The organism is Streptomyces sp. GD-15H, from assembly GCF_045291515.1.
Lineage (GTDB): Bacteria > Actinomycetota > Actinomycetes > Streptomycetales > Streptomycetaceae > Streptomyces.
Genome location: NZ_CP149447.1, coordinates 4,728,993 through 4,755,720, shown reverse-complemented (window position 1 = coordinate 4,755,720; position 26,728 = coordinate 4,728,993). Strand labels below are relative to the sequence as shown.

The following is a 26,728-nucleotide window of genomic DNA, read 5'->3' as shown; positions in this document are numbered from 1 at the left end:
AGGCAACCGGTCTCCCCTGCGAGGAGGACCCGGAACCCCGAGCACCCCTGAGGGGTACGGGGTGCGAAGTGAGCCACGAACGCCGACGCCCGGGAAGAAAACCGTTCGCCCTCGGCGCGGGGAGCCGACTAGGATCTCCCGCTCGTCCCGGCCGCGCTGTCCGGGGCCTTCCCGCCTCCCTCGCCGGAGTGCCACCGTCCGGACGGAAACCGGCCGGTCACCCATGCCGTGCTCACGCGGCATCACCGTCAGCACCAGCCGGAGGCAGCCCCGTGCCCGCGCACGTCCCCGAACCCGCACCTACGCCCACGTCCGCGCCCACCGACGCCGGCCCGCTGGACCGCGAGCGTGCCCACCTCGCCGCGTCCCGTACCGCCCTGCGGGCCATGCGCGCGGACGTCGAGGCCCTCGACCTCCGCGACGTCACCGCGAACTGGGTCAACGCGCAGATCCTGGAACGGCAGATGGCGGAGCGCGTCAAGGCGCTGGCCGACCTCAGCGACACCCCGCTGTTCTTCGGCCGGCTCGACTACCTGCACGCTCCGGGCGCCGAGGGGGCGGAAGGCGCGGAAGGGGAACGCTTCTACGTCGGGCGCCGTCATGTACACGACGCGGACGGCGATCCGATGGTGATCGACTGGCGTGCGCCGGTCTCGCAGCCGTTCTACCGGGCGTCCAAGAAGGACCCGATGGACATCGCGCTGCGCCGCCGTTTCGGCTACACCGGTGGCGACCTCACGGCGTACGAGGACGAGCACCTGTCCGACCCGGCAGAGGCGGCCGTCACCAGCAGACTGCTCCAGCAGGAGATCGAGCGGCCGCGGGTGGGCCCGATGCGGGACATCGTCGCCACCATCCAGCCCGAGCAGGACGAGATCGTACGGTCCGGCCTGTCGGGAAGCGTCTGCGTACAGGGCGGCCCCGGCACCGGGAAGACCGCCGTCGGCCTGCACCGGGTCGCCTACCTGCTGTACGCCCACCGCGAGCGGCTGGCCCGCACCGGCACGCTGGTCGTCGGGCCGAACCGGTCCTTCCTGCACTACATCGAGCAGGTGCTGCCCGCGCTGGGCGAACTGGCGGTCGGGCAGGCGACGGTGGACGACCTGGTGGCCCATGTCGAGGTGCGCGGAACGGACGACGCGCGGGCCGCGCTCGTCAAGGGCGACGCGAGGATGGCCGAGGTCCTGCGCCGGGCCCTCTACGCCCACGTGACGATGCCCACCGAACCGGTCGTCGTCGTGCGCGGCTCACGCCGCTGGCGGGTACCGGCGTACGAACTGGAGGAGATCGTCCGCCAGTTGCTCGCCCGCGACATCCGCTACGGCGCCGCCCGCGAGGCACTTCCGCAGCGCATCGCGCACACCGTGCTGGTGCGGATGGAGCGCGCCGGGGAGGCGCCGGACGACCGGGTGCAGGACACGGTGGCCCGCAACAGCGCGGTGAAGGCCGCGGTGAAGGCGGTCTGGCCGGCCGTCGACCCGGCGAAGCTCGTCCTGCGGCTGCTGGCGGACCCGGAGTTCCTGGCCGAGCACGCGGCCGGACTGCTGGACGAGGACGAGCAGAAGGCGATTCTGTGGACGAAGCCGGCGCGGTCGGTGAAGTCCGCGAAGTGGTCGGCGGCCGACGCGGTACTGGTCGACGAGGCCACCGACCTGATCCAGCGCACGCACTCCCTCGGGCACGTGGTGCTCGACGAGGCGCAGGACCTCTCCCCCATGCAGTACCGGGCGGTGGGCCGGCGCTGCACGACCGGTTCCGCGACCGTCCTCGGCGACCTGGCGCAGGGCACCACACCGTGGGCGACCCGGAGCTGGCAGGAGGCACTGGACCACCTGGGCAAGCGGGACGCCGTGGTCGAGGAGCTGACCGCCGGTTTCCGCGTCCCGACGGACGTGATCGCGTACGCCTCCCGGCTGCTCCCGCACATCGCGCCGGGGCTGACGCCGGTGGCGTCGATCCGCGACAACCCGGGCGTCTTCGAGGTCCGCCCGATCACCGGCGGCGGCGAAGTGGTGTCGGCCTGCAGCGAGTTGCTGGGCCACGAGGGCTCGGTCGGCCTGATCACCGCGGACGCCCGCGTCCCGGAGCTGGCCGGGGAACTCACGGCGGCGGGCATCGGATACGTCGGTCCGGGCGAGGAGACGACGTACGGCACCCGGCTCACCCTGGTCCCGGCGTCACTGGCGAAGGGCATGGAGTACGACTACGTGGTCCTGGACGAGCCACGCGCCGTCGTCGACGCCGAGCCCGACGAACGCACCGGCCTGCGCCGCCTGTACGTCGCCCTGACCCGAGCGGTCTCGGGCCTGATCGTGACGCATGCGGCCCCGCTGCCGGAGCAGTTGCTGAACTGAGCCGATCCGCGGAGACGGGGTCAGCCCCCGTCCACCACCCGGCGCCACTGTGCGACGGCCTCCACCGAGACGGGCCCGGCCCACCCGGCGGGCCGGGCCGCGCCCCCGATGTGAAAGGCATGGATCCCGGCGCCGAGCAGCGTGGGCACCTGCTCCAGCCGCAGGCCGCCGCCCACGAGAAGCTGCTGCTCGTACCCGGGTTCGCCCCGTCCCCCTCGCCGGGCCTCGGCGAGCAGCGTCGGCAGCCCGTCGGCCACACCGCCGGGCGCGCCGGCCGTGAGGTAGGTGTCGAGGCCGGGCAGGCCGTCGAGCTGCTTGCGCAGGGCGTCGCGGTCGGCGGCGCGGTCGATGGCGCGGTGGAAGGTCCAGCGACAGCCGTCCAGCGCGCCGACGACCCGTTCCACCGCGCCGAGGTCGACACCGCCGTCCGCGTCCAGGAACCCGAGGACGAACTCCTCCGCTCCCGCGTCCCGCGCCTCCCGTGCCGTGTCCACCAGCCGGCCGAGGTCACCCGCGGCGAACCCGCCCGCCAGGCGCAGCATCACCCGGGACGGGATGTCGACGGACCCGCGCACGGCGGCGACGGTGCGGGCGGACGGGGTGAGCCCGTCGGCGGCCATGTCGGTGACCAGTTCGAGCCGGTCCGCGCCTCCGGCCTGCGCGGCGGCCGCGTCCTCGACGTCGAGGGCGATCACCTCCAGGACTGCACGCTTGCTCATGGAACCCCATTCCTCGGCATCGATCGGCGGCGACTAGAGGTCTAGTCCAATCCACCCTACGCCCGCCCACCGAGGATCCGCGCCCCTGGAGCCCTCGCCGTGCCTCACTCGCCGAAGATGTTCAGCTCACCGGCCTCCGCCCCGGCCAGCTCGTACGCGGCGCCGTCCACCGGCCGCCCCGCGTACAGCCGCACCAGCGTCGGCCCGTCCCCGATGTACCGCGCCGGGGGCCGCTCCCCGGAGAGCCCGCCCAGCCGAAGCGGCTCGTCCATGCCGTCGAGGTCGGCGTGCAGCGGAAGGTGTCCCTTCCGACTGGTCACGTAGGCCAGCAGGGAGAACGCGGACGGCAGCCCCTCGCCCGCGTACGCGCCGGGCTCCCCGAACGCCTCACGCACGTCACCGGCGTGCACCCACTCGCCCAGCGCGAGGATGTCCAGCGCCCCGCCCGCCTTGGCGATCACCGGCCCCGCCTCGGTCATCCCGCGCTCGAGCTCGTCGACGACGCGCTGGTTGCTCCACTCGGCCCGCTCGGCGATGTCCCGGTCGTTGGACGCGGGCGAGAACGCCTCCTCCTCGAACCGGTTCTCCAGCACCCGCGTGAACGCGGCCGAGCAGTGCGCCAGCACATCCCGCACCGTCCACCCCGGACACGCCGCCACCGGCAACGCGAAGTCCTCGTCCCTCCTGGCCCGCAACAGCGGCACCAGCACATCCCGCTCGTCGGTGAGCAGCCGCCCGGGCAGCTCGGGATCACGTACGTCGTGCACATCGGCAGGAGTCGTCATACGGTCCACGCTAGTGGCGGATCCGTCCCCAGGAGGGGAACCGTTTCGGGACGGGTGCGGGAGTCACCCCGTGGACGGGGCCGGGAGCGCGGCGAGTTCGCCCAGGATCCGGGCCGCCGGCGCTGGATCGACCAGCCACTTCAGGTGACTGCCCGGGAGCGTGCGGACGTCGTACGGGTTGTCCGGCGTCAGCTCGTCCCCCTCACGGATCAGCCGGTCCTGCAGGGCGAGCGGCATGCTCGCGTCGTCGGCCAGGCGGACGAAGGTCTTCGGGATGCGGCCCCAGGTCGCCGCCTGCGCCCGGTCGGCGGAGGTGCCGATGTCCAGGTTCTCGTCGGGCTGGAAGGTGTTCAGGAAGGTCAGGAACTCCTCGTCGGTGCCGTCGGCGAGGAAGGCCGCCTTGAGCGCCGCGAGGGCGGCCGGGTCCGCGGTGCGGAAGTTGACGCGGAGCAGGCCGAGTTCGGCGGGGTTCCCGGCCATCGCCAGTCCCAGGGAGGCGGCGTCGACCGTGGCCATCTCCGGCTCGGCGTAGTAGTCGCCGACGTCGAGCGCGACCGGGCACCAGGCCGCGACGTAGACGACGCGGTCGATCAGGTCGGGCCGCGCGTTGGCCGCGGCCGTGGCCGTGACGCCGCCGCGGCTGTGGGCGACGAGGATCACCGGGCCGTTCCGCCTGGCCCGCTCCAGGACCCCGATCAGGTGCGCGGCGTTGTCGGCGAGCGTGACGCCCTTGATCGCACCGGGCGCGGTGGCGAGACCTTCGGGATCCTGCGGCGCCTGGTAGGCGCGGGTGTAGGTCGCCGCGAAGCCGTGGCCGGGCAGGTCGACGGCGACCGAACGGTGCCCGAGCAGGCCGAGTTCGGCCTGGAGCGGCGCGAAGGAGAAGGAGTTCGCGAAGGCTCCGTGGACCAGTACGAACGTCGGGTGCACCTGGCTACTCACTTCTTCCGGTCTCCTTCGGGTCGGCGGCACGCGCGTCGCGGTCGATCGAGGAGCCTCGAGAGCGGCGTGCGGACAGGTGTTCGCGCTCCGGCGGTTCACACTACCCAGCGGAAGATCGCCCGCACTACCCGTAACCGCCCCTTCCGCTTGCCCAGAGGGCGCGCCCCAAGCAGGAACACACCTCCGCTAGACGCACTACAACGTGCTCGGCAGACCCCCGTCGTCCGCCTGCTGCGCGGGAATGACGACCCCGGACGTGACGGGCTTCCCCGGTCCGAACATCAGGCTCGACGGCTGTGCTGTCCGCCGGTCGGACACCACGATCCCACCACGCCACTTGCCCACCGGGTCCTGGTACCGGAACTGAAGCTTCTTCAGCCGCTCCCCGAACTGCTCCCGCAGCGGGCGGTATGCGTCATCGCAGTGCACGTTCCATGTCACGTCGCTCAGGTAGGCGTGACATGCGATGGGAAACAGCAGGGAGGAGACGACGAGGTCCGAGACCTGAAGCAGCGTGTGGGTGTCACTGTGCCCGAAGACCGGCGACTCGATGATGCCCTTGAGGATGTCACCGCCGGCGCGGTACTTGCGCGTCGTGACGCAGTGCACGTTCGGTGCGTTCTTGGACTTGGTCCGGCTGTCGAGGATCATGACACCCCGCGAGTGACAGTCCAGCAGTTGAGCCTGAAAGGTCTCGGTCAAGCTCCCGACCGAGGTGCTGTACACGCCGGTCTCGTTGAAGGCGAGGCCCTCTTGCTTCACCCACACACGGCCCAGAAGGCGTGCGTTGTAGCGCTCGAGTAAGCCGACAATCGAGTCGACGAGGAGCATCGCCGCCCGGCTCTGGTCACGGTTCCCCACACGGATGTCCTTGCGGACGTCGGACCCCTTGATCTCCGTGTGAATCACGTCGGAGAGGTGCAGGGCACGGCGCAACTGCGGCCGATACTTCTTCTTGATGTTGAGAAAGTCCCAGGTCAACTGCTTGATCTGGGAATCGTGAACGGTGAAGCCACCGACGACGAGAACGGGTGGGGCATCCGGTCTGGCGGGATCGAGGGTCTGGCCGTTACCCGCCTCGTCGATGTAGCACAGGTACAACGATCCCTCCCGGAAAGCACTCGGGCCGCCCCCGAAGGAGCGGCCCCAGGACCTGGTGCAGCCATATGCACCGTGTTTTGTTTGCTACCGCCGATGCTGCCAAGCCCGACGGAAGCGAGTCAAGCCGACTGTCACGCCATGTTGACGCCTGTTTTCGGTCAGTGAGCGTGGCTCGCGTACGCGACGAAGGCGGACCAAGTGGCGGGGGCCACCGTGAAGGTGCCCTGGCCGGTGTCCTTGGAGTCGCGAACGTGGACGGAGGCGGGGAGGCCGGCGACCTCGACGCAGTCGCCCCCAGAGCCGCCGCTGTAGCTGGACTTGAACCAGTTGAGCGACTGGCCGTAGGACTGCTCGCTTGTCATGAGTCTCCTTGCAGCAGCTTCTCGATGCGGCGCAGGGACTCCTCCGGGGCCAGCGCCTGAGCCCGGATAATTCCATACCGCGCCGCGATGCCACGGACAATTTCCCTATCGGTGAGCACCCGACCGCTTCCCTGGCTCTCCAAGTAGGCCACCTGCTCTCCTCCTTCCGGCACCATCAGCGTGAACGGACCGTCCACACAAGCGTGATCCGTCGCCTCGGTCGGCATCACCTGAATCTCTACGTTCGGGTTCTGGCCGGTGAGGAGCAATTACTCAAGCTGCCCCCGCAGCACCTCGGCACCCCCGATGGGCCGCTGGAGGACGGCCTCCTCCAGGACGAAGCTGAGTACGGGCGCGGGCTTGCGGCCGAAGAGCTTGTGTCGCGCGAGCCGCGCCGACACCATCTGCTCGATCTCCGCCTCGTTCCGGCGTGGGGCATGAACCTCGACAACTTCCTCGTGCGACCGCACCGCCGTCACGTCGAGGTGTCCGGCGGCGACTTCGCCGCCTGGCACCGCATCGGCGACGACGCGGCCCACGCGCTGAGCGAGGACGTCCTCGGCCTGCCGTCTGACTACTGGCCGGAGGGCGAGGACAAGGGCGAGGAGGCCAAGCGGTTCGACCTCATCGCCTACCGCCTCCAGCTCGCGGCCCTGGACGGCGGATCCGACTACACGCGTCTGCGCGTCCAGGTCCAGGAACTCGCGGAGGACCTCCTCGGCAAGACCAACATCCCCACCGTCCGGGACCAGGCCGACCTGCTGGAGGCCGTCACCGACGACGCGTGGTGGCAGAACGTGACCGTCCCGATGCTGGAGCACGTGCGGCGCCGCGTGCGAGGCCTGGCTCATCTGGTCGACGCTCCGGCCGCCCGGAAGATCGTCTACACGGACATAGCGGAGGACCACGGGGACCTGACGGAGGTCGAGCTCAAGGGGCTGCCCGTCGGCACGGACGAGGAGCGTTTCAAGCAGAAGGCACGTGCTTACCTCCAGAGCCACCGCAAGCAGGAAGCCGTTCGCAAGCTGCGGGAGAACGAGCAGGTCACAGCCGAGGATCTCGCCACCCTGGAGGAGGTCTTCCTCACCGAGGGGGTCGCCTCCGCCGAGGACCTGGAGCAGAAGCGGGCGGCCGACGGTGGACTCGGCGTGTTCCTCCGCCGCATCGGCGGTCTGGAGCAGGCCGCAGCCCAGGAAGCCTTCTCCGGCTTCATCGCCGACCATGACCTCTCCGCCGACCAGATCGACCTCGTCGGCCTCATGGTCCGGTACGTGGCGGCGAACGGCCTCATCGGCATCCGCGACCTGTACGAGCACAGCCTCTTCAGCAGTCGCGGGATCATCGACAACTACTTCACCGACGACGAGATCGACGCCCTGGAGGTCGTCTTCCGCACCCTGCGCTCCCGCGCCGTTCCGGATGCGGGCCTCGCAGCTTGACGAAGCTGCTCCGGAAGCCCGGGCCGGGCGCACAGGAGGAAGAATGGCGGTATGGCCGACACCGACGTCCTGCGTGACCGTTTCGTGCGTGCTCTGGAGGGGGCCAGGGGCCCCGGGGGCGGGCCCGATCCTGTGCCGTACGCCGAGAACCTGCTGGCCCGCTGGCAGGAGCCGCAGCGGCACTACCACACGCTCGCCCATCTCACCGCCGTGCTCGACCACGTCGACGAGCTGGAGGAGTACGCGGACGACCCGGACGTCGTGCGGCTCGCGGCCTGGTTCCACGATGCCGTGTATCTGCCCGACCGCTCCGAGAACGAGGAGCGGTCCGCGCGGCTCGCCGAGCGGGCGCTGGCCGAGGCCGGGGTGCCCGACGACAAAACGGCCGAGGTCGCCCGGCTGGTGCGGCTCACCGTCACGCACGACCCGGCCGACGACGACCGCGACGGTCAGGTGCTGTGCGACGCCGACCTGGCGGTCCTCGCCTCGCCCCCGTCGGCGTACGCCGTCTACACCGCCGCCGTCCGCGCGGAGTACCACTTCGTGCCGGGCGGCGCCTTCCGCGAGGGCCGGGCCGCCGTCCTGCGCCGACTCCTCGACCTGCCCCACCTGTTCCGCACCCCGTACGGGCGGGAGCACTGGGAGGCCACGGCCCGGTACAACATCGGCTCCGAGCTGGACATGCTGTCGACCCCGGCGCCGCCGCCCTCATAGCCTGCCCCTCATGCGCGCCTTGGGAGCGGAACAGGTGGAGGAAGCCGTCGCGGACTGCGTGGCGGCACTGGGGGCGGTCCGGGAGCGGGAGTGGGAGGGGGTACGGGCCGGGCGGCTGGAGTGGGACTGCCGCGCGACGGCGGTGCACATCGCCTCCGATCTCCTCACGTACGCCGGTCAGTTGGCCGGCCGGGCGCAGGACGCGTACGTGCCCTTCGAGATGACGCCGGACGACGGCACCGACAACGCCGGTCTCCTGTCGGTGATCGAGACGACCGGCGCCCTCTTGACCGCCGCGATCCGTACCACCCCGCGTGCGGTGCGCGCCTTCCACCCGTACCCCTTCCGGCACCCGAACCGCGAGGGCTTCGCCGCGATGGCGGTGACCGAGGTCCTGCTGCACACCCACGACATCACCGAGGGCCTGGGCGTGCCGTACGACCCGCCCGCCGAGCTCGTCCCGTTCGCCCTCACCCGGATCTTCCCGCACGTCCGGCCGGGGCCCACCCCTGGCACACCCTGCTGTGGGCGACCGGCCGCGGCGACCTGCCGGACCGCGAGCCCGTCGGCCGGTGGCGCTGGATCAGCAGTCCGGTGCTCCGCAGCGAGCGGCTCGACCTGGAGGGCGTCACGCCCGCGACCGCCGCCGACCTGAGTACGGGCGGCGACGGCGGCTACAGGTGGGTCGGCTCGGCGCCCGCCGACGGCACCCGGGTGGGTGCCGGGCTGATGGTCAAGCAGCACGAGGAAGGCGTGTTCCACCCTGAGTGGACCATGTATGTGCTGGTCCGGCGGGCGGACGACCTCGCGGTGGGCGCGATGGGCTTCCACCGCGTTCCGGACGGGGACGGCCGCGTGGAGATCGGCTACGACCTCGTCGAGGGCGCCCGCGGCCACGGCTACGCCACCGAGGCGCTGCGCGCGCTGTCGGCGTGGGCGCTCGCGCAGGACGGTGTACGGACCGTCGCCGCCGTCATCGACCGCGTCAACGTGCCCTCGCAGAACGTCGCCACCCGCGCCGGATTCACCCGGGTCGCCGAGAACGCGGGCGAGTACGTCTACGAAATCCGCGGCTGAACCGCGCCGTCGCGCACCGCGCTCTTGCGCACCCGCAGCCCCGCCCCGTACAGCAGCCGCACCACCTCGCGGCTGCTGACCTCCACCGCCCCGGCGAGCACGACGTCCGCGTACCGGTGCTGGGGGATGTCGTAGTGGTCGCGTTCGAAGGCCCGGCGGGGGACACCGAGGGCGGCGGCGAAGGCGTGCAGTTCGTCGTAGGAGACGTCGCTGACGAGGTGGGACCACAGCCGACCGTGTCCCGGCCAGGTGGGCGGGTCGATGTAGACGGTCACTCCGAGGCCGTCCCGTCGGCGGGCCCGCCGGTCGCCGTGCCCAGCGCCCCCACCGCCGCCACCTTCACGCCCGCCAGGTGGCACACCCAGTGCGGATCGGGGCCGAGTTCCGGCTCCACCTCCAGCGCGTGCGGGTCGCCGGAGCCGCACACCGGGCACAGCGGCCAGCGGCCGTACCGCTCCAGCAGGGCGTCCTGCACGTCCTGGGCGACCAGACCGGCCACGAACCCGACGCCCTCCGGCCACTGTTCGACCCACCAGCGGCGGTGCGCGACGGACTCCTCGACGAGCGAGACGACGTCCGCCTCGGCGACCTCGTGCGCGACCAGGTCCGCGAGCACGAGCGCGCGGGCCGCGTGCAACGCTTGCTCCAGGGGGCTGACGCGAGTGCCGCCGGGATCGTCGTGGGGGTCCATGCCCCTATTGTGCGCACCCTTGACCGCACCACCGAAACGAAAATATCTTTCAAAGGTGACCCAGGACGTGAAGGAAATTTTCGCTCCGCCCGCCCCCGCCGCCCTCGCGGCCAAGGTGCGCACGCTGGCTCCCTCGATGACCCGTTCCATGCAGCGGGTGGCCGAGGCCGTCGCGGGCGATCCGGCCGGCTGCGCGGCCCTCACGGTCACCGGCCTCGCCGAACTCACCGGCACCAGTGAGGCCACCGTCGTCCGCACCGCCCGTCTCCTCGGCTACCCCGGCTACCGCGACCTGCGCCTCGCCCTCGCCGGGCTCGCCGCCCAGCAGCAGTCCGGCCGCGCGCCCGCCATCACGACCGACATCGCGGTGGACGACCCCATCGCCGACGTCGTCGCCAAGCTCGCCTACGACGAGCAGCAGACCCTCGCCGACACCGCCGCCGGACTGGACACCGTCCAGCTCGGCGCGGCCGTCGCGGCGCTGGCCGGCGCCCGCCGGACGGACGTGTACGGCATCGGCGCCTCCGGCCTGGTCGCCCAGGACCTCACCCAGAAGCTGCTGCGCATAGGCCTGATAGCCCACGCCCCCAGCGATCCGCACCTCGCCGTCACCAACGCGGTGCAGCTGCGCGCCGGTGACGTGGCCGTCGCCATCACGCACTCCGGGTCGACCGGAGACGTCATCGAACCGCTGCGGGTGGCCTTCGACCGCGGGGCGACGACGATCGCGGTGACCGGCCGCCCGAACGGCCCCGTCACCCAGTACGCCGATCACGTACTGTCCACGTCCACGGCCCGCGAGAGCGAGCTGCGCCCGGCCGCGATGTCGTCCCGGACCAGCCAACTCCTCGTGGTGGACTGCCTGTTCGTCGGCATCGCCCAGCGCACCTACGAGTCGGCGGCCCCGGCCCTGTCCGCGTCGTACGAGGCCCTGGCCCACCGGCACCGGAGCGGTCCGCGGTAGCGGGCGGGGGCTCGGGGGGCCGGGGCCGATCACGCCCCCACCACAGTCCCCGCACTGGCCGGAGGCACCGGACACAGACGCCGGACACACAAACACCGGACAAAGACACCGGAGAGAACCGTTCCATGACCCACACGTCCGAACCCCGTGGTCTTCGCGCCGAGTTGGAGACCCTGACCACCGAGGCGTTCCGTCCGGAGCTGGCGGACATCGACCGGCTGCCCACCCTCGACCTCGCCCGGCTGATGAACGACGAGGACGCCACCGTGGCCGGTGCCGTGGCCGAGCAGCTGCCGCGGATCGCCGCTGCGATCGATGCCGTCGCCGACCGGATGGCCCGGGGCGGCCGGCTGGTCTACGCGGGCGCGGGCACCGCCGGCCTCGGCATCCTGGACGCCTCCGAGTGCCCGCCGACCTTCAACACCGACCCCGCCAGGGTCGTCGGCCTGATCGCGGGCGGGCCCGGCGCCATGGTCACCTCGGCCGAGGGCGCCGAGGACTCGGCGGAGCTGGCCGCGTCCGACCTGGCCGCGCTGGGGCTGACCGCCGACGACTCGGTGGTCGGCATCTCCGCCTCCGGGCGCACCCCGTACGCCGTCGGCGCCGTCACCCACGCCCGCGCGCGGGGCGCGCTGACCGTGGGCCTCGCCTGCAATCCGGGCAGTCCGCTCGCCGCGGCGGCCGAGCACGGCGTCGAAGTGGTCGTCGGCCCGGAAGTCCTCACCGGCTCCACCCGCCTCAAGGCCGGCACCGCCCAGAAACTCGTCCTCAACATGGTCTCGACGATCACGATGATCCGGCTGGGCAAGACGTACGGGAACCTGATGGTCGACGTCCGCGCCTCCAACGAGAAGCTGCGCGCCCGCTCCCGCCGTATCGTCGCCCTCGCGACCGGCGCGGCGGACGCCGACATCGAACGCGCCCTGGCCGCCGCGGACGGCGAGGTCAAGCACGCCATCCTGATCCTGCTCGCCGACGTGGACGGCCCGACGGCCACCCGCCTCCTGAACGAGGCGGACGGCCACCTGCGCGCGGCGCTGGAGGCAGCGGCCGGCCGACCGTGACGGCTGGGATACTGGAACCCCCCACGGAGACGAGCCACATGAACCACGCGCAGCTCACCGCTCTGGGCCGGGCCCTGCGTGTCCTCGGCGAGCACGGCGAGGCCCTGGCCGCTGACACACCGGACGCCAAGCTGCACGAGGTCCGGGCGGACCTGAAACGCGCGCTGGACCGGCTGGAGGAGAGCGTCGAGACGGCCGCGCCCAGCACACGCTGCCCCGAGCACCCCACCGGCCCGGTCGACGAGAGCGCCCCCGACCTGTGCCTGCTGTGCGAGACCCGGCGCCGCACCGCCCGGCGCGCCGAGTTCAACGGACCGGCGCCCCACCACCCGCCCACCGAGCCCGTCCCGTCCCGGTACGGGATGCACGGCGACCGGCCCCAGCCGCAGCAGCGCTGGCTGCCGGAGCTGTGGAACGGTCAGGCGTGGCAGCTGTGCGGCACCCCGCGCCGGGACCGGCGCGAGGCCGAGCTGTACATCGCGGCCCAGCGACGCGGGTCCCGCCCCGCCACGGCGTACCGGCTCGTGCACGAGTTCACCGACTACGAGGTACTCCGCGTGTGGGGCACGCCGGTCCGGGCCGACATCGAGCCGATGAGCGGCCTGTAGCCGAGGGGGCCCACAGGCCGCGCACTGGAATCGCCCGCCGCTCAGCTCAGCGTCTTCGGCTCAGCTCAGCGTCTTCAGCGACGCCGCGTCGTACGGCTTGAGCTCGTCGAAGCGTCCGCCGAGGACCTTCGCCGCCCAGTCCGGGTCCTGGAGCACCGCGCGCCCCACGGCGACGAGGTCGAACTCGTCGCGCTCCAGCCGGTCGAGCAGGTTGTCGAGGCTGCCCAGCTCGGCGCCCTTCCCCGGAACGCGTCCTGGAAGTCCCCGTTCAGGCCGACCGAACCAACCGTGAGGGCGGGCCTGCCGGTCAGCTTCTTCGTCCAGCCGGCCAGGTTCAGGTCCGAGCCCTCGAACTCCGGGAGCCAGTAGCGGCGGGTGGAGGCGTGGAAGGCGTCGACACCGGCTGCCGCGAGCGGGGCGAGGATCGCCTCCAGCTCCTCGGGGGTCTCGGCGAGGCGGGAGTCGTAGGCGTCCTGCTTCCACTGCGAGTAACGGAAGAGGACGGGGAACTCGGGCGAGACCCGCTCACGGACCGCCGCGACGATCTCCGCGGCGAACCTGGCGCGTGCCACCGGGTCTCCGCCGTAGGCGTCGGTGCGGCGGTTGGTGCCCGCCCAGAGGAACTGGTCGATCAGGTAGCCGTGGGCGCCGTGCAGTTCCACGCCGTCGAAGCCGATGCGCTCGGCGTCCGCCGCGGCCTGCGCGAACGCCTCGACCACCGCGTCGATGTCGGCGTGCGTCATGGCCTTGCCGGTGCCCTCGGTGCCGTCCGTGCGCACGCCGGACGGACCGACCGCCGGGGCCTTCGGATACGGCGCCTGCCCCTGCTTGCGGACCATGCCGATGTGCCACAGCTGCGGCACGATCGTGCCGCCCGCCGCGTGCACCGCGTCGGCGACCTTCGCCCAGCCGGCCAGCTGCTCCTCGCCGTGGAAGCGCGGCACCCGGTCGCTCTGTCCGGCCGACTCGTGGCCCACGTAGGTGCCCTCGGTGACGATCAGTCCGACACCGGCGGCGGCCCGCCGGGAGTAGTACGACACCACGTCCTCACCGGGCACACCGCCCGGTGAGAACATCCGGGTCATCGGCGCCATCGCGATGCGGTTCGGCACGGTCAGGCCGTTGATCGAGACCGGCCGGGACAGAATCGCCGAGGCTCGGGCGGCGGCCGTGGAAGCAGTGACGGTCATGCGGGGGCTCCTCGCTGGATATACCAGTCAGTATGTGCGCGTGCATCAATCGCACTCCAGCGGCAACCAGCAGGAGCCGCAAGGCATTCCACCCGCCCACCGGGCCCGCCTGTGACCCCGGCCACACCCCGCCCTCAGGCCGGTCTGCCCCCGATCGGGCCGCCGGCCGAGCCCGCTTCCGGAAACGCCCGAGGGCGGCACCCCCTGCCGGAAACAGGGGGTGCCGCCCTCGGTACTGACGGACCGGGTCCGAACCTGAGGTGAGTCAGGCTCAGAAGTCCATGTCACCGCCCGGCATGCCGCCCGGAGCGGCCGCGGCGGCCTTCTCCGGCTTGTCGGCGATGACGGCCTCGGTGGTGAGGAACAGCGCGGCGATCGACGCGGCGTTCTGCAGCGCGGAGCGCGTCACCTTGGCCGGGTCGATGATGCCTTCCTTGATCAGGTCGACGTAGTCGCCGGTCGCGGCGTCCAGCCCGTGACCCGGGGTCAGGTTGCGCACCTTCTCCACCACGACGCCGCCCTCGAGGCCGGCGTTGACGGCGATCTGCTTCAGCGGGGCCTCGAGCGCGATCTTCACGGCGTTGGCGCCGGTCGCCTCGTCACCCTCGAGCTCCAGCTTCTCGAACACCTGGGCGGCCTGGAGCAGGGCCACGCCGCCACCGGCGACGATGCCCTCCTCGACGGCCGCCTTCGCGTTGCGCACGGCGTCCTCGATGCGGTGCTTGCGCTCCTTGAGCTCCACCTCGGTGGCGGCACCGGCCTTGATGACCGCGACACCGCCGGCGAGCTTCGCCAGGCGCTCCTGCAGCTTCTCGCGGTCGTAGTCCGAGTCGCTGTTCTCGATCTCGGCGCGGATCTGGTTCACCCGGCCCTGGACCTGGTCGGTCGAGCCGGCACCGTCGACGATGGTGGTCTCGTCCTTGGTGATGACGACCTTGCGGGCCTTGCCCAGGAGGTCGAGCGTGGCGTTCTCCAGCTTGAGGCCGACCTCCTCGGAGATGACCTCGCCGCCCGTGAGGATGGCGATGTCGCCGAGCATGGCCTTGCGGCGGTCGCCGAAGCCCGGGGCCTTGACGGCGACGGACTTGAAGGTGCCGCGGATCTTGTTGACGACCAGGGTCGACAGGGCCTCGCCCTCGACGTCCTCGGCGATGATCAGCAGCGGCTTGCCCGACTGCATGACCTTCTCCAGGAGCGGCAGCAGGTCCTTGACGTTGCCGATCTTGGAGTTGGCGATCAGGATGTACGGGTCGTCGAGCGACGCCTCCATCCGCTCCATGTCGGTGGCGAAGTACGCCGAGATGTAGCCCTTGTCGAAGCGCATCCCCTCGGTGAGCTCCAGCTCCAGACCGAAGGTCTGGGACTCCTCGACGGTGATGACGCCTTCCTTGCCGACCTTGTCCATGGCCTCGGCGATGAGCTCGCCGATCTGGGTGTCGGCGGCGGAGATGGAGGCCGTGGAGGCGATCTGCTCCTTGGTCTCGACGTCCTTGGCCTGCTCCAGCAGGGCACCGGAGACGGCCTCGACGGCCTTCTCGATGCCGCGCTTGAGGGCCATCGGGTTGGCGCCGGCGGCGACGTTGCGCAGGCCCTCCCTGACCAGGGCCTGGGCGAGCACGGTCGCGGTGGTCGTGCCGTCACCGGCGACGTCGTCCGTCTTCTTGGCGACTTCCTTGACCAGCTCGGCGCCGATCTTCTCGTACGGGTCCTCGAGCTCGATCTCCTTGGCGATGGACACACCATCGTTGGTGATCGTGGGGGCGCCCCACTTCTTCTCGAGGACGACGTTGCGGCCCTTGGGGCCGAGCGTCACCTTGACGGCGTCCGCGAGCTGGTTCATGCCGCGCTCGAGGCCGCGCCGCGCCTCCTCGTCGAACGCGATGATCTTGGCCATGTGAAGTGGTCCCTCCAGGACTGGGGGTGATTACTTCGGACCGCGCCCGCGCCCGCGACGGACGGCTCACAGACCCGGTGGTTCCTTGCCCCACCGGCCTGCGGGCCTCACCGACCCGGTCCTTACGTTGTCACTCTCACCTTCAGAGTGCTAACGCCAATGATTAGCACTCGACCCCCTCGAGTGCAAGGCGCTCCCGCGAAGCGGGATCGATGAGGGGTGGTGGTCGGGTGACGGTTCAAGGGCGCTCCCGCGAAGCGGGATCGATGAGGGGTGGTGGTCGGGTGACGGTTCAAGGGCGCTCCCGCGAAGCGGGACCGATGAGGGGTGGTGGTCGGGTGACGGGTGGGAGTATGCGCCGCCGGGGATCGCCGGGAGGAGTCAGCCGCGCGCGAACACCCCTGGGCGCCGGTCACCACCCGGGCCCGGGCACGGCGAAGAGCCCGCACCCCGGAGGTGTGCGGGCTCTTCGTCAGCAGGAAATTCTTGCGGTTGGTAGCGCGTTCAGGCGGTGACGCGAACCATGTCGGCCTGCGGGCCCTTCTGGCCCTGCGAGATCTCGAACTCGACCCGCTGGCCCTCTTCAAGGGTGCGGTAGCCGTCCATCTGGATCGCGCTGTAGTGGACGAAAACATCCGCACCACCGTCGACCGCGATGAAGCCGTATCCCTTCTCCGCGTTGAACCACTTGACGGTGCCCTGAGCCATGCCTAACTCCCCTATTACTGGCCCTTGCACAGATCCACACTTCGCGGATCCGGGTCAGACCTCACCCCCTAACGGTTGGGGGTGTGCGCCGGAACGCGTCGACCGCGGCCGAATGTATCTGCCCAACTGCCCTCTGCAACAGGTCAATCGGACGAGAAATCTGGACGTCGCCGGTCCGGAATGTGACGGGAATTCGCCTGATTTCAGGGCAAGTCAGGCCAGACAAGACTCGCAAATGCCGCAGACGGGGCCCAGACTTTGGCTACATCCAGTCGGGCGTGCGGCAGGAATTGACGGTTCCAGAACGGGGATTCGGGACCGCGTTCCCCAACTCTACCGTGCTCAACCCCATGGAATTGCCCCCTCCGCTTCTCTCACGGAGGGGGCAATACGGCGAGCTCTCGGTAATGACGATTACCGAGGGTAAGGGTCAGCCGCCGGCGACGGCCGGGATGATCGACACACCCGCGCCGTCCGGGGTCCCCGTCTCCAGGCCCTGCGCGAAGCGGACGTCGTCGTCGTTGACGTAGACGTTGACGAAACGGCGCAGCTTGCCCTGGTCGTCCAGGACCCGGGCGGAGATCCCGGTGTGGTTCTTCTCCAGGTCGGCGATGACGTCGCCGAGGGTCGCCCCCTCGGCGTTCACCTCGGCCCTGCCGCCGGTGTAGGTGCGCAGGATGGTGGGGATGCGAACGGTCACGCTCATGCGACTTGACCTCCAGTAACGATGAAAACACTCTATGTGTCGGCCGCCGGGTCCGCGGTTTCGGCCTGTGAAGCAGGAAGCCCGGCGGGCGCCCGCCGGCCTTCTCGGGGATCCGAGGAGAAGGTCAGGCGAGGCCGGCCTCTCGGAACGACTCCAGGTTCGGACGGATGGTGGCGGTGAGGCCGGTGTCGGCCACCGCGTCCAGGGTCTTCAGACCGTCGCCGGTGTTGAGTACGACGGTGGTCAGGGCGGGGTCCAGGACGCCGTTCTCGATCAGCTTCTTCGTGACGCCGACGGTCACACCGCCCGCGGTCTCGGCGAAGATGCCCTCGGTCCGGGCGAGCAGCCGGATGGCGTCCACGACCTGGTCGTCCGTCACGTCCTCCACCGCGCCGCCGGTGCGGCGTGCGATGTCCAGGACGTACGGGCCGTCGGCCGGGTTGCCGATGGCGAGCGACTTGGCGATGGTCTTCGGCTTCTGCGGCCGGACGACGTCGTGGCCCGCCTTGTACGCGGTCGACACCGGCGAGCAGCCCTCGGCCTGCGCGCCGAAGATCTTGTACGGCCTGTCCTCGACGAGGCCGAGCCCGATCAGCTCCTGCAGCCCCTTGTCGATCTTCGTGAGCTGCGAGCCGGAGGCGATGGGGACGACGATCTGGTCGGGCAGCCGCCAGCCGAGCTGCTCGCAGACCTCGTACGCGAGGGTCTTGGAGCCCTCGGCGTAGTACGGCCGCAGGTTGACGTTGACGAAGCCCCAGCCCTCGCCGGCCGGGTCACCGATCAGCTCGGAGCAGAAGCGGTTCACGTCGTCGTAGTTGCCCTGGATGCCGACGAGTTCACCGCCGTAGACGGCGGCCATGACGACCTTGCCCTGCTCCAGGTCGTGCGGGATGAACACGCAGGAGCGCAGGCCGGCGCGGGCGGCGGCGGCGCCGACGGCACCGGCGAGGTTGCCCGTGGAGGAGCAGGACAGGGTGGTGAAACCGAAGGCGCGGGCGGCCTCCAGGGCCTGGGCGACGACCCGGTCCTTGAAGGAGTGGGTCGGGTTGCCGGAGTCGTCCTTCACGAACAGGCCGCCGGTGACGCCGAGTTCGCGGGCGAGGTTGTCGGCCTGGACGAGCTGGGTCCAGCCGGGGTTGATGTTCGGCCTGGTCGCCACGTCGGCGGGGACGGGCAGCAGGGGCGCGTAGCGCCAGATGTTCGCGGGGCCCGCCTCGATGCGCCGGCGGAGTTCCTCGGTGTCGTAGGCCGAGAAGTCGTAGGCGATCTCCAGCGGGCCGAAACACTCCTGGCACGCGAAGACGGGGCCGAGGGGGACGCGGTGGCCGCATTCGCGGCAGGACAGCGCGGCGGCGGGGCCGAGATCGACGGAGGGCGCGGCGGAGTCGGTGGTGCTTGCGACAGTCTGCACAGCCATGTGAGGCGAGGCCCTTTCTCCTCATCTTCCTCACGACGTGTTTCGCCGTGAGACGGATTTGGCACCTTCCCTAGCCGGGAGCCTCGCGTGGACGATCAGCGATCAGCGTGCGGTGTTCCGCTGTGATCGTCGATCGACGGTGATCCACGAGACCGGCTGGAGGGTTGCCGGGGCTTCATCGGGCCGTATCCCTCTGCCCCTCTGGATGAGCTGTATTCGGTTGTGTGTCATGCGGTGGCGCGGTCGTGCGCCGCGGACGGAAGGGGGACGTGGCCCCCGGCGTGCAATGGTCATCCGCGTTGTTCAAGACTGTAACCGACGGCCAGGACGGCGGAGAGTGCGCGTCCGAACCGCGAGATGGATCACGGGTGTATGGATCGCAGAGGTATGGATCACAGAGGTGAGGAGCCGCAGACCGTGCTGGAAGAAGTCGAGCGCTGGCTGGCCGACCGCTCCTGGTCCGTGGCCGACCGCCCGCTGCACCGCATCCTGGCCGCGAAGCGTGCCACGGGCCAGACGGTGAGCGTGGTGCTGCCCGCGCTCAACGAGGAGGCGACGGTCGGTGACATCGCCGGGGTCGTCCGGCGCGACCTGATGCTCCGGGTCCCGCTGGTCGACGAGATCGTGGTCGTGGACTCCGGCTCGACCGACCGCACGTCCGAGGTGGCCGCGGCGGCGGGCGCGACCGTGGTGCACCGGGACACGATCCTGCCCCGCATCCCCGCCGTGCCCGGCAAGGGCGAGGTGCTGTGGCGCTCCCTGCTCGTCACCCGGGGGGACATCGTCTGCTTCGTCGACGCGGACCTCAGGGAGTTCTCCGCCGACTTCGTCTCCGGCATCGTCGGTCCCCTGCTCACCGAGCCGGACGTCCACCTGGTGAAGGCGATGTACGACCGCCCCTTCACGGTGTCCGACGGGGGCACCGCCACCACGGCCGGTCAGGGCGGCAGGGTCACGGAGCTGATGGCGCGCCCGCTGCTCAACATGCACTGGCCGCGGCTGGCCGGCTTCGTCCAGCCGCTCGGCGGCGAGTACGCGGCCCGGCGCTCGCTCCTGGAACGGCTGCCCTTCCCCGTCGGCTACGGCGTGGAGCTGGGCATGCTGGTCGACGCCCTGCACCTGGTGGGCCTGGACGCCCTCGCCCAGGTCGACGTCGGGGTGCGCAGGCACCGCCACCAGAACGGCCAGGCCCTCGGCCGTATGGCCGCCGCGATCTACCACACCGCGCAGCTCCGCCTGGCCCGCAGCCACCTGATCCGCCCCACCCTCACCCAGTTCGAACGGATCGGCAACACCTTCGTACCTCGTACGTACTCGGTGGACACGGAGGAACGGCCACCCATGGCGGAGATCGCGGAGTATCGGGCGCGGAAGGTGGCGTAAGCACGCTCGCCGCGTGGCAAGGACTTCCTCCCCGCGGCGTCGACGTGTGCGCCACGCCGCATAGGACCCGTGACGCCAGGGCGCCTCTCATACCGTCGCATCGTGCGTTTGAGCGCATCAGCGACGGGCTAGGTTGAGGCGTGTGACTCCGCTCCCTGCCCGAAGGAAGGGGCTCCCATCCAAGGATTGCGGTCCGGCCCGAACCGATCCCGTAGGGGGCAAGGGGAGAAATAGCATGGGCGAGGAGATCGAGTGAGGCGTATGGCTTCCATGCAGGGCGCTCGGGGTGCTCGGGTGTTGGTCGCGTCGAATCGCGGCCCCGTTTCGTACGCGGTGGACGAGGACGGTTCGCTGCGGGCCGGACGGGGCGGTGGCGGGCTGGTGTCCGGGCTGTCGGCGATCGGGCCGGACGCGGGAGCGCTGTGGGTGTGCTCGGCGCTGTCCGACGGCGACCGCGAGGCCGTGCGGCGCGGGGTCGGCGAGGCCGGCGTGCGGATGCTGGACATCCCGGCGGACGTGCACGCCGACGCGTACAACGGCATCGCCAACTCGGTGCTGTGGTTCGTGCACCACATGCTGTACCAGACGCCGCTGGAGCCCGTCTTCGACGCGGAGTTCCGGCGGCAGTGGGCCTCCTACGAGGCCTACAACCGGGCCTTCGCCGAGGCGCTGGCCGAGGGGGCGGCGCAGGGGGCCGCGGTGGTGGTGCAGGACTACCACCTGACGCTGGTCCCGGGGCTGCTCCGGGAGCTCCGCCCCGACCTGCGCATCGGCCACTTCTCGCACACGCCGTGGGCGCCGCCGGAGTACTTCGGGATGCTGCCCGACGACATCGCCGGGCAAGTGCTGCGCGGGATGCTGGGCGCGGACCGGCTCGGCTTCCTGACCCGGCGCTGGGCGGACGCGTTCACCGCGTGCTGCGAGCGGTTCGCGGGCGGGCTCGGCGACACCCGGATCGGCGTGCACGGGCTGGGTGTCGACGGGGACTTCCTGCGCTGGCGCGCGCGGGAGGCGGACGTCGAGGAGCGGATCGTCGCGCTGCGCGAGGAGATCGGCACGGCTCCCGACGGCACCGCGCGCCGGACGGTCGTCAGGGTCGACCGGACCGAGCTGTCGAAGAACATCGTGCGCGGACTGCTGGCGTACCGGCAGCTCCTCGAGGACCACCCCGAGTGGCGCGAACGGGTGGTGCACCTCGCCTTCGCCTACCCGTCCCGGCAGGATCTCGCCGTGTACCGCGACTACACCGCCGAGGTGCGACGGGTCGCCGAGGAGATCAACGAGCGGTACGGGACACCCGGCTGGCGTCCGGTCGTGCTGCACGTCAGGGACGACTTCGCGCGCTCGCTGGCCGCGTACCGGCTGGCCGACGTGGCGCTGGTCAACCCCATCCGGGACGGCATGAACCTGGTCGCCAAGGAGATCCCGATCCTCGCCGACGGGGGCTGCGCGCTGGTGCTGTCCCGGGAGGCGGGCGCGCACGAGGAGCTGGGCGAGGACGCGATCACCGTCAACCCGTACGACGTGGTCGACACGGCGCGCGCCCTGCACGAGGCCCTCACGATGGGCCCGGCGGAACGGGCCGAACGCGCCAAGCGCCTGACCGCGGCGGCGACCGCGCTGCCACCGGAACAGTGGTTCCTGGACCAGCTGAACGCCCTCCGCGAAGAGTCGTAGGCCCGGCGGCCCGTAGAGGGCCTGCCCTGTACGGGGCCGGTCGGGCTGGCGTGCGACGGGGTGAGCGTGGATAGGTTGTCGGTATGGGCAGCCCTACGGATTCCACGGACCCGAATGCCACGCACTCGAACACCGCCGGCCCGGACGCCACGGACCCCCTGCCGACGCCCGCCACGCGGGCCGGGCGGGACGGGCTCGACGCGTTGCTGGCGCGGCCGGGGAAGGCGCTGATCGGCCTCGACTTCGACGGCACGCTGTCGCCGATCGTGCCCGACCCCGAGCAGGCCCGCGCCCACCCCGGTGCGGTGCCCGCACTCGCCGCGCTCGCCCCGGAGGTCGCCTCCGTGGCGGTGATCACGGGCCGGCCGCCCGAGATCGCGGTGCGCAACGGCGGCTTCGCGGACGTCCCCGGTCTGGAGCACCTCGTCGTCCTCGGCCACTACGGCACCGAACGCTGGGACGCCGCCACCGGCGACATCACCGCGCCCGCCCCGCACCCCGGTGTCGCCGGCGTCCGCGCGGGACTGCCGGGGCTGCTCGACCGGGTCGACGCCGGGGAGGGCGTCTGGACCGAGGAGAAGGGCCGCGCGGTGGCCGTCCACACCCGCAGGGCCTCCGATCCCCAGGCCGCGTTCGAGGCGCTGCGCGAGCCGCTGACCGATCTGGCGGCCCGGCACGGCCTGGTCGTCGAGCCCGGCCGCATGGTCCTGGAGCTGCGTCCGCCGGGGATGGACAAGGGCGTGGCCCTGCTGGAGTACGCCCGCGAGATCGGCGCCGGGTCCGTCCTCTACGCGGGGGACGACCTGGGCGACCTTCCCGCCTACGCCGCCGTCGAGAAGCTCCGCTCCGACGGCGTCCCCGGCCTGCTGGTGTGCAGCGGCAGCGACGAGGTCGCGGAGCTGAGGAAACGCGCGGACGTGGTGGTCGACGGCCCCGCCGGAGTCGTACGCCTGCTCCGGGCACTGGCGTCGGCCCTGCGGCCCGGCTGACCCGACCTGCCCCCACGGGCGCGGCCCCGGCGTCGCGGCCGTCCCGCGTTCAGCGTTCCGTGCGGCGGGACTCGCGGACGCGCCTGAGCCGGTTCACCGTGACCGGGTCGTGGGCCAGGGCGCGGGGGTCGTCGAGCAGGGCGTTGAGGAGTTGGTAGTAGCGCACCGGGGCCAGGCCCAGCTCCTCGCGTATCGCCCGTTCCTTCGCGCCGGGGCCGAGGAAGCCGCGGCGCTCCAGCGCGATGATGTCCTGCTCGCGCCGGGCCAGCCGTTCCTCATCCATGCCCCGACGGTAGCCCTTGCCACTGACAGCCGGTCACCGGCAAGGGCCACGGGGACACTCCTACCGCGAGCTCTCCGCGCGCGTCGCGGTCGCCTGGAGCCCGCCCAGCACGCCCCTGGGGCTGCCGCCCGGGGCGACCGCCTTGCCGATCCGCTGCTTGATGGCCACGTTGACCGCGGCCCAGGAGGTGTTGCCGACCGGGTAGAGCTCCGAGGTGGCCAGCTCGTCGAGGAAGGGCTTGAGGTCCTTGTCCTGCTCGGACTCGTCCATCGCCTGGGACGCGGAGGTGGTGACCGGCAGCAGGTTGTAGTCGCGGGAGAAGGCGAGCACGTTCTTTTCGCTGTAGACGAAGTCGAGGAACTCGCCGATCTCGTCGCCGTGGCCGTTCTCGTTGAAGGCCATCATCCAGTCGGTGACGCCGAGCGTGGCCCGGCTCTCGCCGTCGATCCCCGGCGTCGGCACGGTGCCGAACTCCACGCCCTTCTTCTCGGCCATCTCGATCAGCGAGGGATGGCCGTTCAGCATGCCGACGTCACCTTCGGCGAAGGCGGCGAACGCGGCGGCGCGGTCGAGCTTGCCGGGCGCCACAGGGCCGGTCAGGCCCTTGCCGACCAGCTCGTCCTTCAGCCAGGTGAGGGTCGCGGTGTTCTCCGCGGAGTCGAAGCCGTAGGAGTCCAGGGTGTCGCTGTAGCCGCCCTTGCCGCTGAGCAGCCACTGCATGGTCTCGGCCTGCGCCTCCTCCGGGCCGAGGGGCAGCGCGTAGGGGTACTTCACGCCCTCCGCCTTGAGGGCCTCGGCGTTCGCGGCGAGGTCGTCCCAGGTCTTCGGCGGGGTGAGACCGGCGTCCTCGAACAGGGCCTTGTTGTAGAAGAGCACGCGCGTGGAGGAGGCGAACGGCATGCCGTACTGCACGCCGTTGACCTGGCCCGCGTTGGCCAACTGCGAGACGAAGTCGGCCTGGACGGGGATGGAGAGCACGTCGTCGGCCTTGTAGAGCAGGCCCTTGGCGGCGTAGTCGGCGTACGCGCCGATCTGGGCCATGTCCGGCGGGTCGCCCGCGTCGACCATCTCCTTGACCTTGCGGTCGACGTCGTTCCAGGAGTGGACGCTGACGTCGATCTTCACGCCCGGGTGCTCGGTCTCGTACTGCTCCGTCAGCGCGGCCCAGTACTTCCTGGAGCTGTTGGCCTCGTCTGTGCCGTAGTCGGCGGCGACCAGTTTCAGGGTCACCTCGGAGGAGCCTCCGCCGACTCCGCATCCGCCGAGGACCCCCGCCAGTCCCAGTGCGGACACCGCCGCGATCGTCCTTGCCACGCCCCGCCGCTGCACTGCTTCTTGCCCCAACCCGGCGCCGCGCGCCATTAGTTCGAAATTTTTCCGGTAGTCCGATAGTCGGAGTAAGGTCTACACCACGTAAGTGGACTAGACCTCTTGCGGGTCCCGGGGCCACACTGTTCCACGTGAAACATGTCATCGCCCTCGACGTGGGCGGCACCGGGATGAAGGCCGCCCTGGTCGGAGCGGACGGCGCACTGCTGCACCGGGCCCGGCGCGCCACCGGTCGGGACCGCGGCCCGGACGCGGTCGTCGCCGGCATCCTCGACTTCGCCGCCGGACTCCGCGCCCACGGCACCGAGCGCTACGGCGAGCCCGCGTCCGCCGCCGGCCTCGCCGTCCCCGGCATCGTCGACGAGACGGAGGGCGTCGCCGTCTACGCCGCCAACCTCGGCTGGCGCGATGTGCCGCTGCGCGCGCTGCTCGCTCAGCGGCTCGGTGGCATCCCCGTCGCCCTCGGCCACGACGTGCGCACCGGCGGACTCGCCGAGGGCCGCGTCGGGGCGGGCCGGGGTGCCGACCGGTTCCTGTTCGTGCCGCTGGGCACCGGCATCGCGGGCGCCATCGGCATCGACGGCCGGGTGGAGGCGGGCGCGCACGGCTTCGCGGGCGAGATCGGCCACATCGTCGTACGGCCCGGGGGTGCCCCCTGTCCGTGCGGTCAGCGCGGCTGCCTGGAGCGGTTCGCGTCCGCGGCGGCGGTCAGCGAGGCATGGGCAGCGGCCTGCGGCGACCCGGGCGCGGACGCGGCCGACTGCGCCAAGGCCGTGGAGTCCGGCGACGTACGGGCCCGGACGGTCTGGCAGGAGGCGGTCGACGCCCTCGCCGACGGGCTGGTCACCGCGCTCACCCTGCTGGACCCGCGCATCCTGATCATCGGTGGCGGGCTGGCCGAGGCGGGAGAAACCTTGTTCACACCGCTGCGGGAGGCGGTCCAGCGGCGGATCACCTTCCAGAAACTGCCGGCCCTGGTCCCGGCTGCCCTCGGGGACACCGCCGGATGCCTGGGCGCGGGACTTCTCGCCTGGGATCTCCTCGCCACCACCGCCCCCTCGGACGACTCCTCGGAGGTAACCACCTGATGGCCCCTACGAAGGTTCTCACCGGTGCCCGGGTGGTACTGCCCACCGGGACCGTGGACAACGGCCGCGTGATCGTCGACGGCACGCGGATCGTCGCCACGGCCCCCGCGAACGCCTCCTCCGACGCTCCTGGGTCCGACGCTCCTGGGAACGTCGCCGAGACGCTCGACCTGACCGGTCACTGGCTGGCCCCCGGCTTCGTGGACATCCACAACCACGGCGGCGGCGGCGCGTCCTTCACCTCCGGAACGGTCGACGACGTCCTCAAGGGCATCCACACCCACCGCCTGCACGGCACCACCACCCTGGTCGCCTCGACCGTCACCGGCGACCTGGACTTCCTCGCCCGGCGCGCGGGCCTGCTGGCGGAACTGGCCGAGCAGGGCGACATCGCCGGCATCCACTTCGAGGGGCCGTTCATCTCGCCGTGCCGCAAGGGCGCACACTCCGAGGAACTGCTGCGCGACCCCGACCCGGCGGAGGTCCGCAAGCTGATCGACGCGGCGCACGGTCACGCGAGGATGGTCACCCTGGCCACCGAACTGCCGGGCGGCCTCGACTCCGTACGCCTACTGGCCGAACACGGCGTGATCGCGGCCGTCGGCCACACCGACGCGACGTACGAGCAGACCGTGGCGGCCATCGACGCGGGCGCCACGGTCGCCACCCACCTGTTCAACGCGATGCCGGCGCTCGGCCACCGCGCCCCCGGCCCGATCACCGCCCTCCTGGAGGACGAGCGGGTCACGGTCGAGCTGATCAACGACGGTACGCATCTGCACCCGGCCGCCCTTCGGTTGGCGTTCCGTCACGCGGGCCCCGAGCGGGTGGCGTTCATCACGGACGCGATGGACGCGGCCGGTTTCGGCGACGGCCGCTACATGCTCGGCCCGCTGGAGGTGGACGTCGAGGACGGCGTGGCCCGCCTGGTGGAGGGCGGCTCCATCGCGGGGTCGACGCTCACCCTGGACCGTGCGCTGAAGCGCGCGGTGACCGTCGACGGGCTGCCCGTCGAGCACGCGGTCGCGGCCCTGTCCGCCAACCCGGCCCGGCTGCTGGGCGTGGACGACAGGATCGGCTCCCTGGAACCCGGTAAGGACGCCGACCTGGTGGTTCTCGACGCGGAGTTCACCCTCAAGGGCGTGATGCGCCGGGGCGAATGGGTGGTCACTCCCCCACCGTGCTGATCCGTCCGCCGGACAGGAGCAGGTGGCCGACCTCGGGGGTGGGCCGACCGCCGTCTG

24 protein-coding genes, 3 pseudogenes and 1 riboswitch are annotated in these 26,728 nt (G+C 71.4%); of the genes and pseudogenes, 12 read left to right on the top strand and 15 right to left on the bottom strand.

All coding sequences use genetic code 11. The annotated features are described in order from the left end of the window. Positions 1–272 precede the first annotated feature (272 nt). A complete protein-coding gene (locus WJ438_RS22565) occupies positions 273–2,354 on the top strand; it encodes a HelD family protein (protein WP_406726839.1) in 2,082 nt (693 codons plus the stop codon). A 20-nt stretch (positions 2,355–2,374) separates the two neighbouring features. Here the strand turns inward: WJ438_RS22565 and WJ438_RS22560 are convergent, their stop codons facing one another. From WJ438_RS22560 to WJ438_RS22535, 6 genes and pseudogenes are all read right to left on the bottom strand, one after another. Further along, positions 2,375–3,073: a copper homeostasis protein CutC gene (locus WJ438_RS22560; RefSeq protein ID WP_406726838.1), complete on the bottom strand. Its 699-nt coding sequence runs from the start codon at positions 3,071–3,073 to the stop codon at positions 2,375–2,377. A gap of 104 nt (positions 3,074–3,177) precedes the next feature. Continuing rightward, entirely contained in the window at positions 3,178–3,858 is a 681-nt protein-coding gene (locus tag WJ438_RS22555; protein ID WP_406726837.1) for a maleylpyruvate isomerase family mycothiol-dependent enzyme, read from the bottom strand. Between the two features lie 63 nt (positions 3,859–3,921). Continuing rightward, complete coding sequence (locus WJ438_RS22550) at positions 3,922–4,800, bottom strand: alpha/beta hydrolase (RefSeq protein ID WP_406726836.1); 879 nt, start codon at positions 4,798–4,800, stop codon at positions 3,922–3,924. 195 nt (positions 4,801–4,995) lie between these two features. Beyond that, positions 4,996–5,901, bottom strand: coding sequence for a DUF3800 domain-containing protein (locus tag WJ438_RS22545; RefSeq protein ID WP_406726835.1), 906 nt, complete (start codon positions 5,899–5,901; stop codon positions 4,996–4,998). Between the two features lie 158 nt (positions 5,902–6,059). Beyond that, complete coding sequence (locus WJ438_RS22540; protein WP_406726834.1) at positions 6,060–6,263, bottom strand: DUF397 domain-containing protein; 204 nt, start codon at positions 6,261–6,263, stop codon at positions 6,060–6,062. Further along, a pseudogene (locus WJ438_RS22535) lies at positions 6,260–6,706 on the bottom strand (DUF5753 domain-containing protein); the annotation flags it as partial. The gene WJ438_RS22540 and the pseudogene WJ438_RS22535, both read right to left, overlap by 4 nt. Here WJ438_RS22535 and WJ438_RS22530 point away from each other — a divergent pair. The 3 genes and pseudogenes from WJ438_RS22530 (at position 6,701) to WJ438_RS22520 (ending at position 9,493) form a co-directional block, all read left to right on the top strand. Next, entirely contained in the window at positions 6,701–7,702 is a 1,002-nt protein-coding gene (locus WJ438_RS22530) for a type I restriction-modification enzyme R subunit C-terminal domain-containing protein (RefSeq protein WP_406726833.1), read from the top strand. The pseudogene WJ438_RS22535 and the gene WJ438_RS22530 overlap by 6 nt on opposite strands. 51 nt (positions 7,703–7,753) lie before the next feature. Further along, positions 7,754–8,416 carry a hypothetical protein gene (locus WJ438_RS22525; protein WP_406726832.1) on the top strand — a complete coding sequence of 221 codons (663 nt, stop codon included), beginning with the start codon at positions 7,754–7,756 and terminating at the stop codon, positions 8,414–8,416. Positions 8,417–8,450: 34 nt separating this feature from the next. Continuing rightward, positions 8,451–9,493: pseudogene (locus WJ438_RS22520) on the top strand (GNAT family N-acetyltransferase). Here WJ438_RS22520 and WJ438_RS22515 read toward each other — a convergent pair. Both WJ438_RS22515 and WJ438_RS22510 read right to left on the bottom strand, forming a co-directional pair. Beyond that, entirely contained in the window at positions 9,475–9,768 is a 294-nt protein-coding gene (locus WJ438_RS22515) for a DUF4031 domain-containing protein (RefSeq protein WP_406726831.1), read from the bottom strand. The pseudogene WJ438_RS22520 and the gene WJ438_RS22515 overlap by 19 nt on opposite strands. After that, positions 9,765–10,184: a hypothetical protein gene (locus WJ438_RS22510; protein ID WP_406726830.1), complete on the bottom strand. Its 420-nt coding sequence runs from the start codon at positions 10,182–10,184 to the stop codon at positions 9,765–9,767. Before WJ438_RS22510 ends, WJ438_RS22515 begins: the two co-directional genes overlap by 4 nt. A gap of 55 nt (positions 10,185–10,239) precedes the next feature. Between WJ438_RS22510 and WJ438_RS22505 the strand changes: the two genes are divergently transcribed. The 3 genes from WJ438_RS22505 to WJ438_RS22495 all read left to right on the top strand — a co-directional run bounded on the left by WJ438_RS22505 (position 10,240) and on the right by WJ438_RS22495 (position 12,820). Continuing rightward, positions 10,240–11,148 (top strand): MurR/RpiR family transcriptional regulator, encoded by a 909-nt coding sequence (locus WJ438_RS22505; protein WP_406726829.1) that lies wholly within the window; start codon positions 10,240–10,242, stop codon positions 11,146–11,148. 125 nt (positions 11,149–11,273) lie between these two features. After that, positions 11,274–12,212, top strand: a complete 939-nt coding sequence (gene murQ / locus WJ438_RS22500; RefSeq protein ID WP_406726828.1) for an N-acetylmuramic acid 6-phosphate etherase — start codon at positions 11,274–11,276, stop codon at positions 12,210–12,212. Between the two features lie 38 nt (positions 12,213–12,250). Continuing rightward, entirely contained in the window at positions 12,251–12,820 is a 570-nt protein-coding gene (locus WJ438_RS22495) for a hypothetical protein (protein WP_406726827.1), read from the top strand. A gap of 60 nt (positions 12,821–12,880) precedes the next feature. On the opposite strand, the pseudogene WJ438_RS22490 reads toward WJ438_RS22495, so the two are convergent. From WJ438_RS22490 to thrC, 5 genes and pseudogenes are all read right to left on the bottom strand, one after another. Then, positions 12,881–14,010, bottom strand: a pseudogene (locus WJ438_RS22490) (NADH:flavin oxidoreductase). Between the two features lie 271 nt (positions 14,011–14,281). After that, positions 14,282–15,904, bottom strand: coding sequence for a chaperonin GroEL (groL, locus tag WJ438_RS22485; RefSeq protein WP_406726826.1), 1,623 nt, complete (start codon positions 15,902–15,904; stop codon positions 14,282–14,284). A 504-nt stretch (positions 15,905–16,408) separates the two neighbouring features. Further along, positions 16,409–16,612, bottom strand: a complete 204-nt coding sequence (locus tag WJ438_RS22480; protein WP_004986573.1) for a cold-shock protein — start codon at positions 16,610–16,612, stop codon at positions 16,409–16,411. Between the two features lie 430 nt (positions 16,613–17,042). Beyond that, the gene (locus WJ438_RS22475; protein WP_406726825.1) at positions 17,043–17,318 is read right to left on the bottom strand and encodes a MoaD/ThiS family protein; all 276 of its coding nucleotides are present in this window, start codon (positions 17,316–17,318) and stop codon (positions 17,043–17,045) included. Positions 17,319–17,442: 124 nt separating this feature from the next. Beyond that, positions 17,443–18,735, bottom strand: a complete 1,293-nt coding sequence (thrC, locus tag WJ438_RS22470) for a threonine synthase (RefSeq protein ID WP_406726824.1) — start codon at positions 18,733–18,735, stop codon at positions 17,443–17,445. A gap of 18 nt (positions 18,736–18,753) precedes the next feature. Further along, a riboswitch (SAM riboswitch) is annotated at positions 18,754–18,947 on the bottom strand. 205 nt (positions 18,948–19,152) lie between these two features. On the opposite strand from thrC, the gene WJ438_RS22465 reads away from it, so the two are divergent. The 3 genes from WJ438_RS22465 to otsB all read left to right on the top strand — a co-directional run bounded on the left by WJ438_RS22465 (position 19,153) and on the right by otsB (position 22,784). Next, a complete protein-coding gene (locus WJ438_RS22465; protein WP_406729774.1) occupies positions 19,153–20,118 on the top strand; it encodes a glucosyl-3-phosphoglycerate synthase in 966 nt (321 codons plus the stop codon). Positions 20,119–20,379: 261 nt separating this feature from the next. Then, on the top strand, positions 20,380–21,795 hold the full coding sequence (locus WJ438_RS22460; protein WP_406726823.1) for a trehalose-6-phosphate synthase: 1,416 nt from the start codon (positions 20,380–20,382) through the stop codon (positions 21,793–21,795). An 83-nt stretch (positions 21,796–21,878) separates the two neighbouring features. Next, positions 21,879–22,784, top strand: a complete 906-nt coding sequence (gene otsB, locus WJ438_RS22455) for a trehalose-phosphatase (protein ID WP_406726822.1) — start codon at positions 21,879–21,881, stop codon at positions 22,782–22,784. Between the two features lie 49 nt (positions 22,785–22,833). Here the strand turns inward: otsB and WJ438_RS22450 are convergent, their stop codons facing one another. Both WJ438_RS22450 and WJ438_RS22445 read right to left on the bottom strand, forming a co-directional pair. Beyond that, positions 22,834–23,067, bottom strand: a complete 234-nt coding sequence (locus tag WJ438_RS22450; protein ID WP_406726821.1) for a DUF3263 domain-containing protein — start codon at positions 23,065–23,067, stop codon at positions 22,834–22,836. A gap of 60 nt (positions 23,068–23,127) precedes the next feature. Next, positions 23,128–24,396 (bottom strand): extracellular solute-binding protein, encoded by a 1,269-nt coding sequence (locus WJ438_RS22445; RefSeq protein ID WP_406726820.1) that lies wholly within the window; start codon positions 24,394–24,396, stop codon positions 23,128–23,130. A gap of 131 nt (positions 24,397–24,527) precedes the next feature. Between WJ438_RS22445 and WJ438_RS22440 the strand changes: the two genes are divergently transcribed. After that, the gene (locus tag WJ438_RS22440; protein WP_406726819.1) at positions 24,528–25,484 is read left to right on the top strand and encodes an ROK family protein; all 957 of its coding nucleotides are present in this window, start codon (positions 24,528–24,530) and stop codon (positions 25,482–25,484) included. Further along, the gene (nagA, locus tag WJ438_RS22435; protein ID WP_406726818.1) at positions 25,484–26,671 is read left to right on the top strand and encodes an N-acetylglucosamine-6-phosphate deacetylase; all 1,188 of its coding nucleotides are present in this window, start codon (positions 25,484–25,486) and stop codon (positions 26,669–26,671) included. Before WJ438_RS22440 ends, nagA begins: the two co-directional genes overlap by 1 nt. Positions 26,672–26,728: the final 57 nt, after the last annotated feature.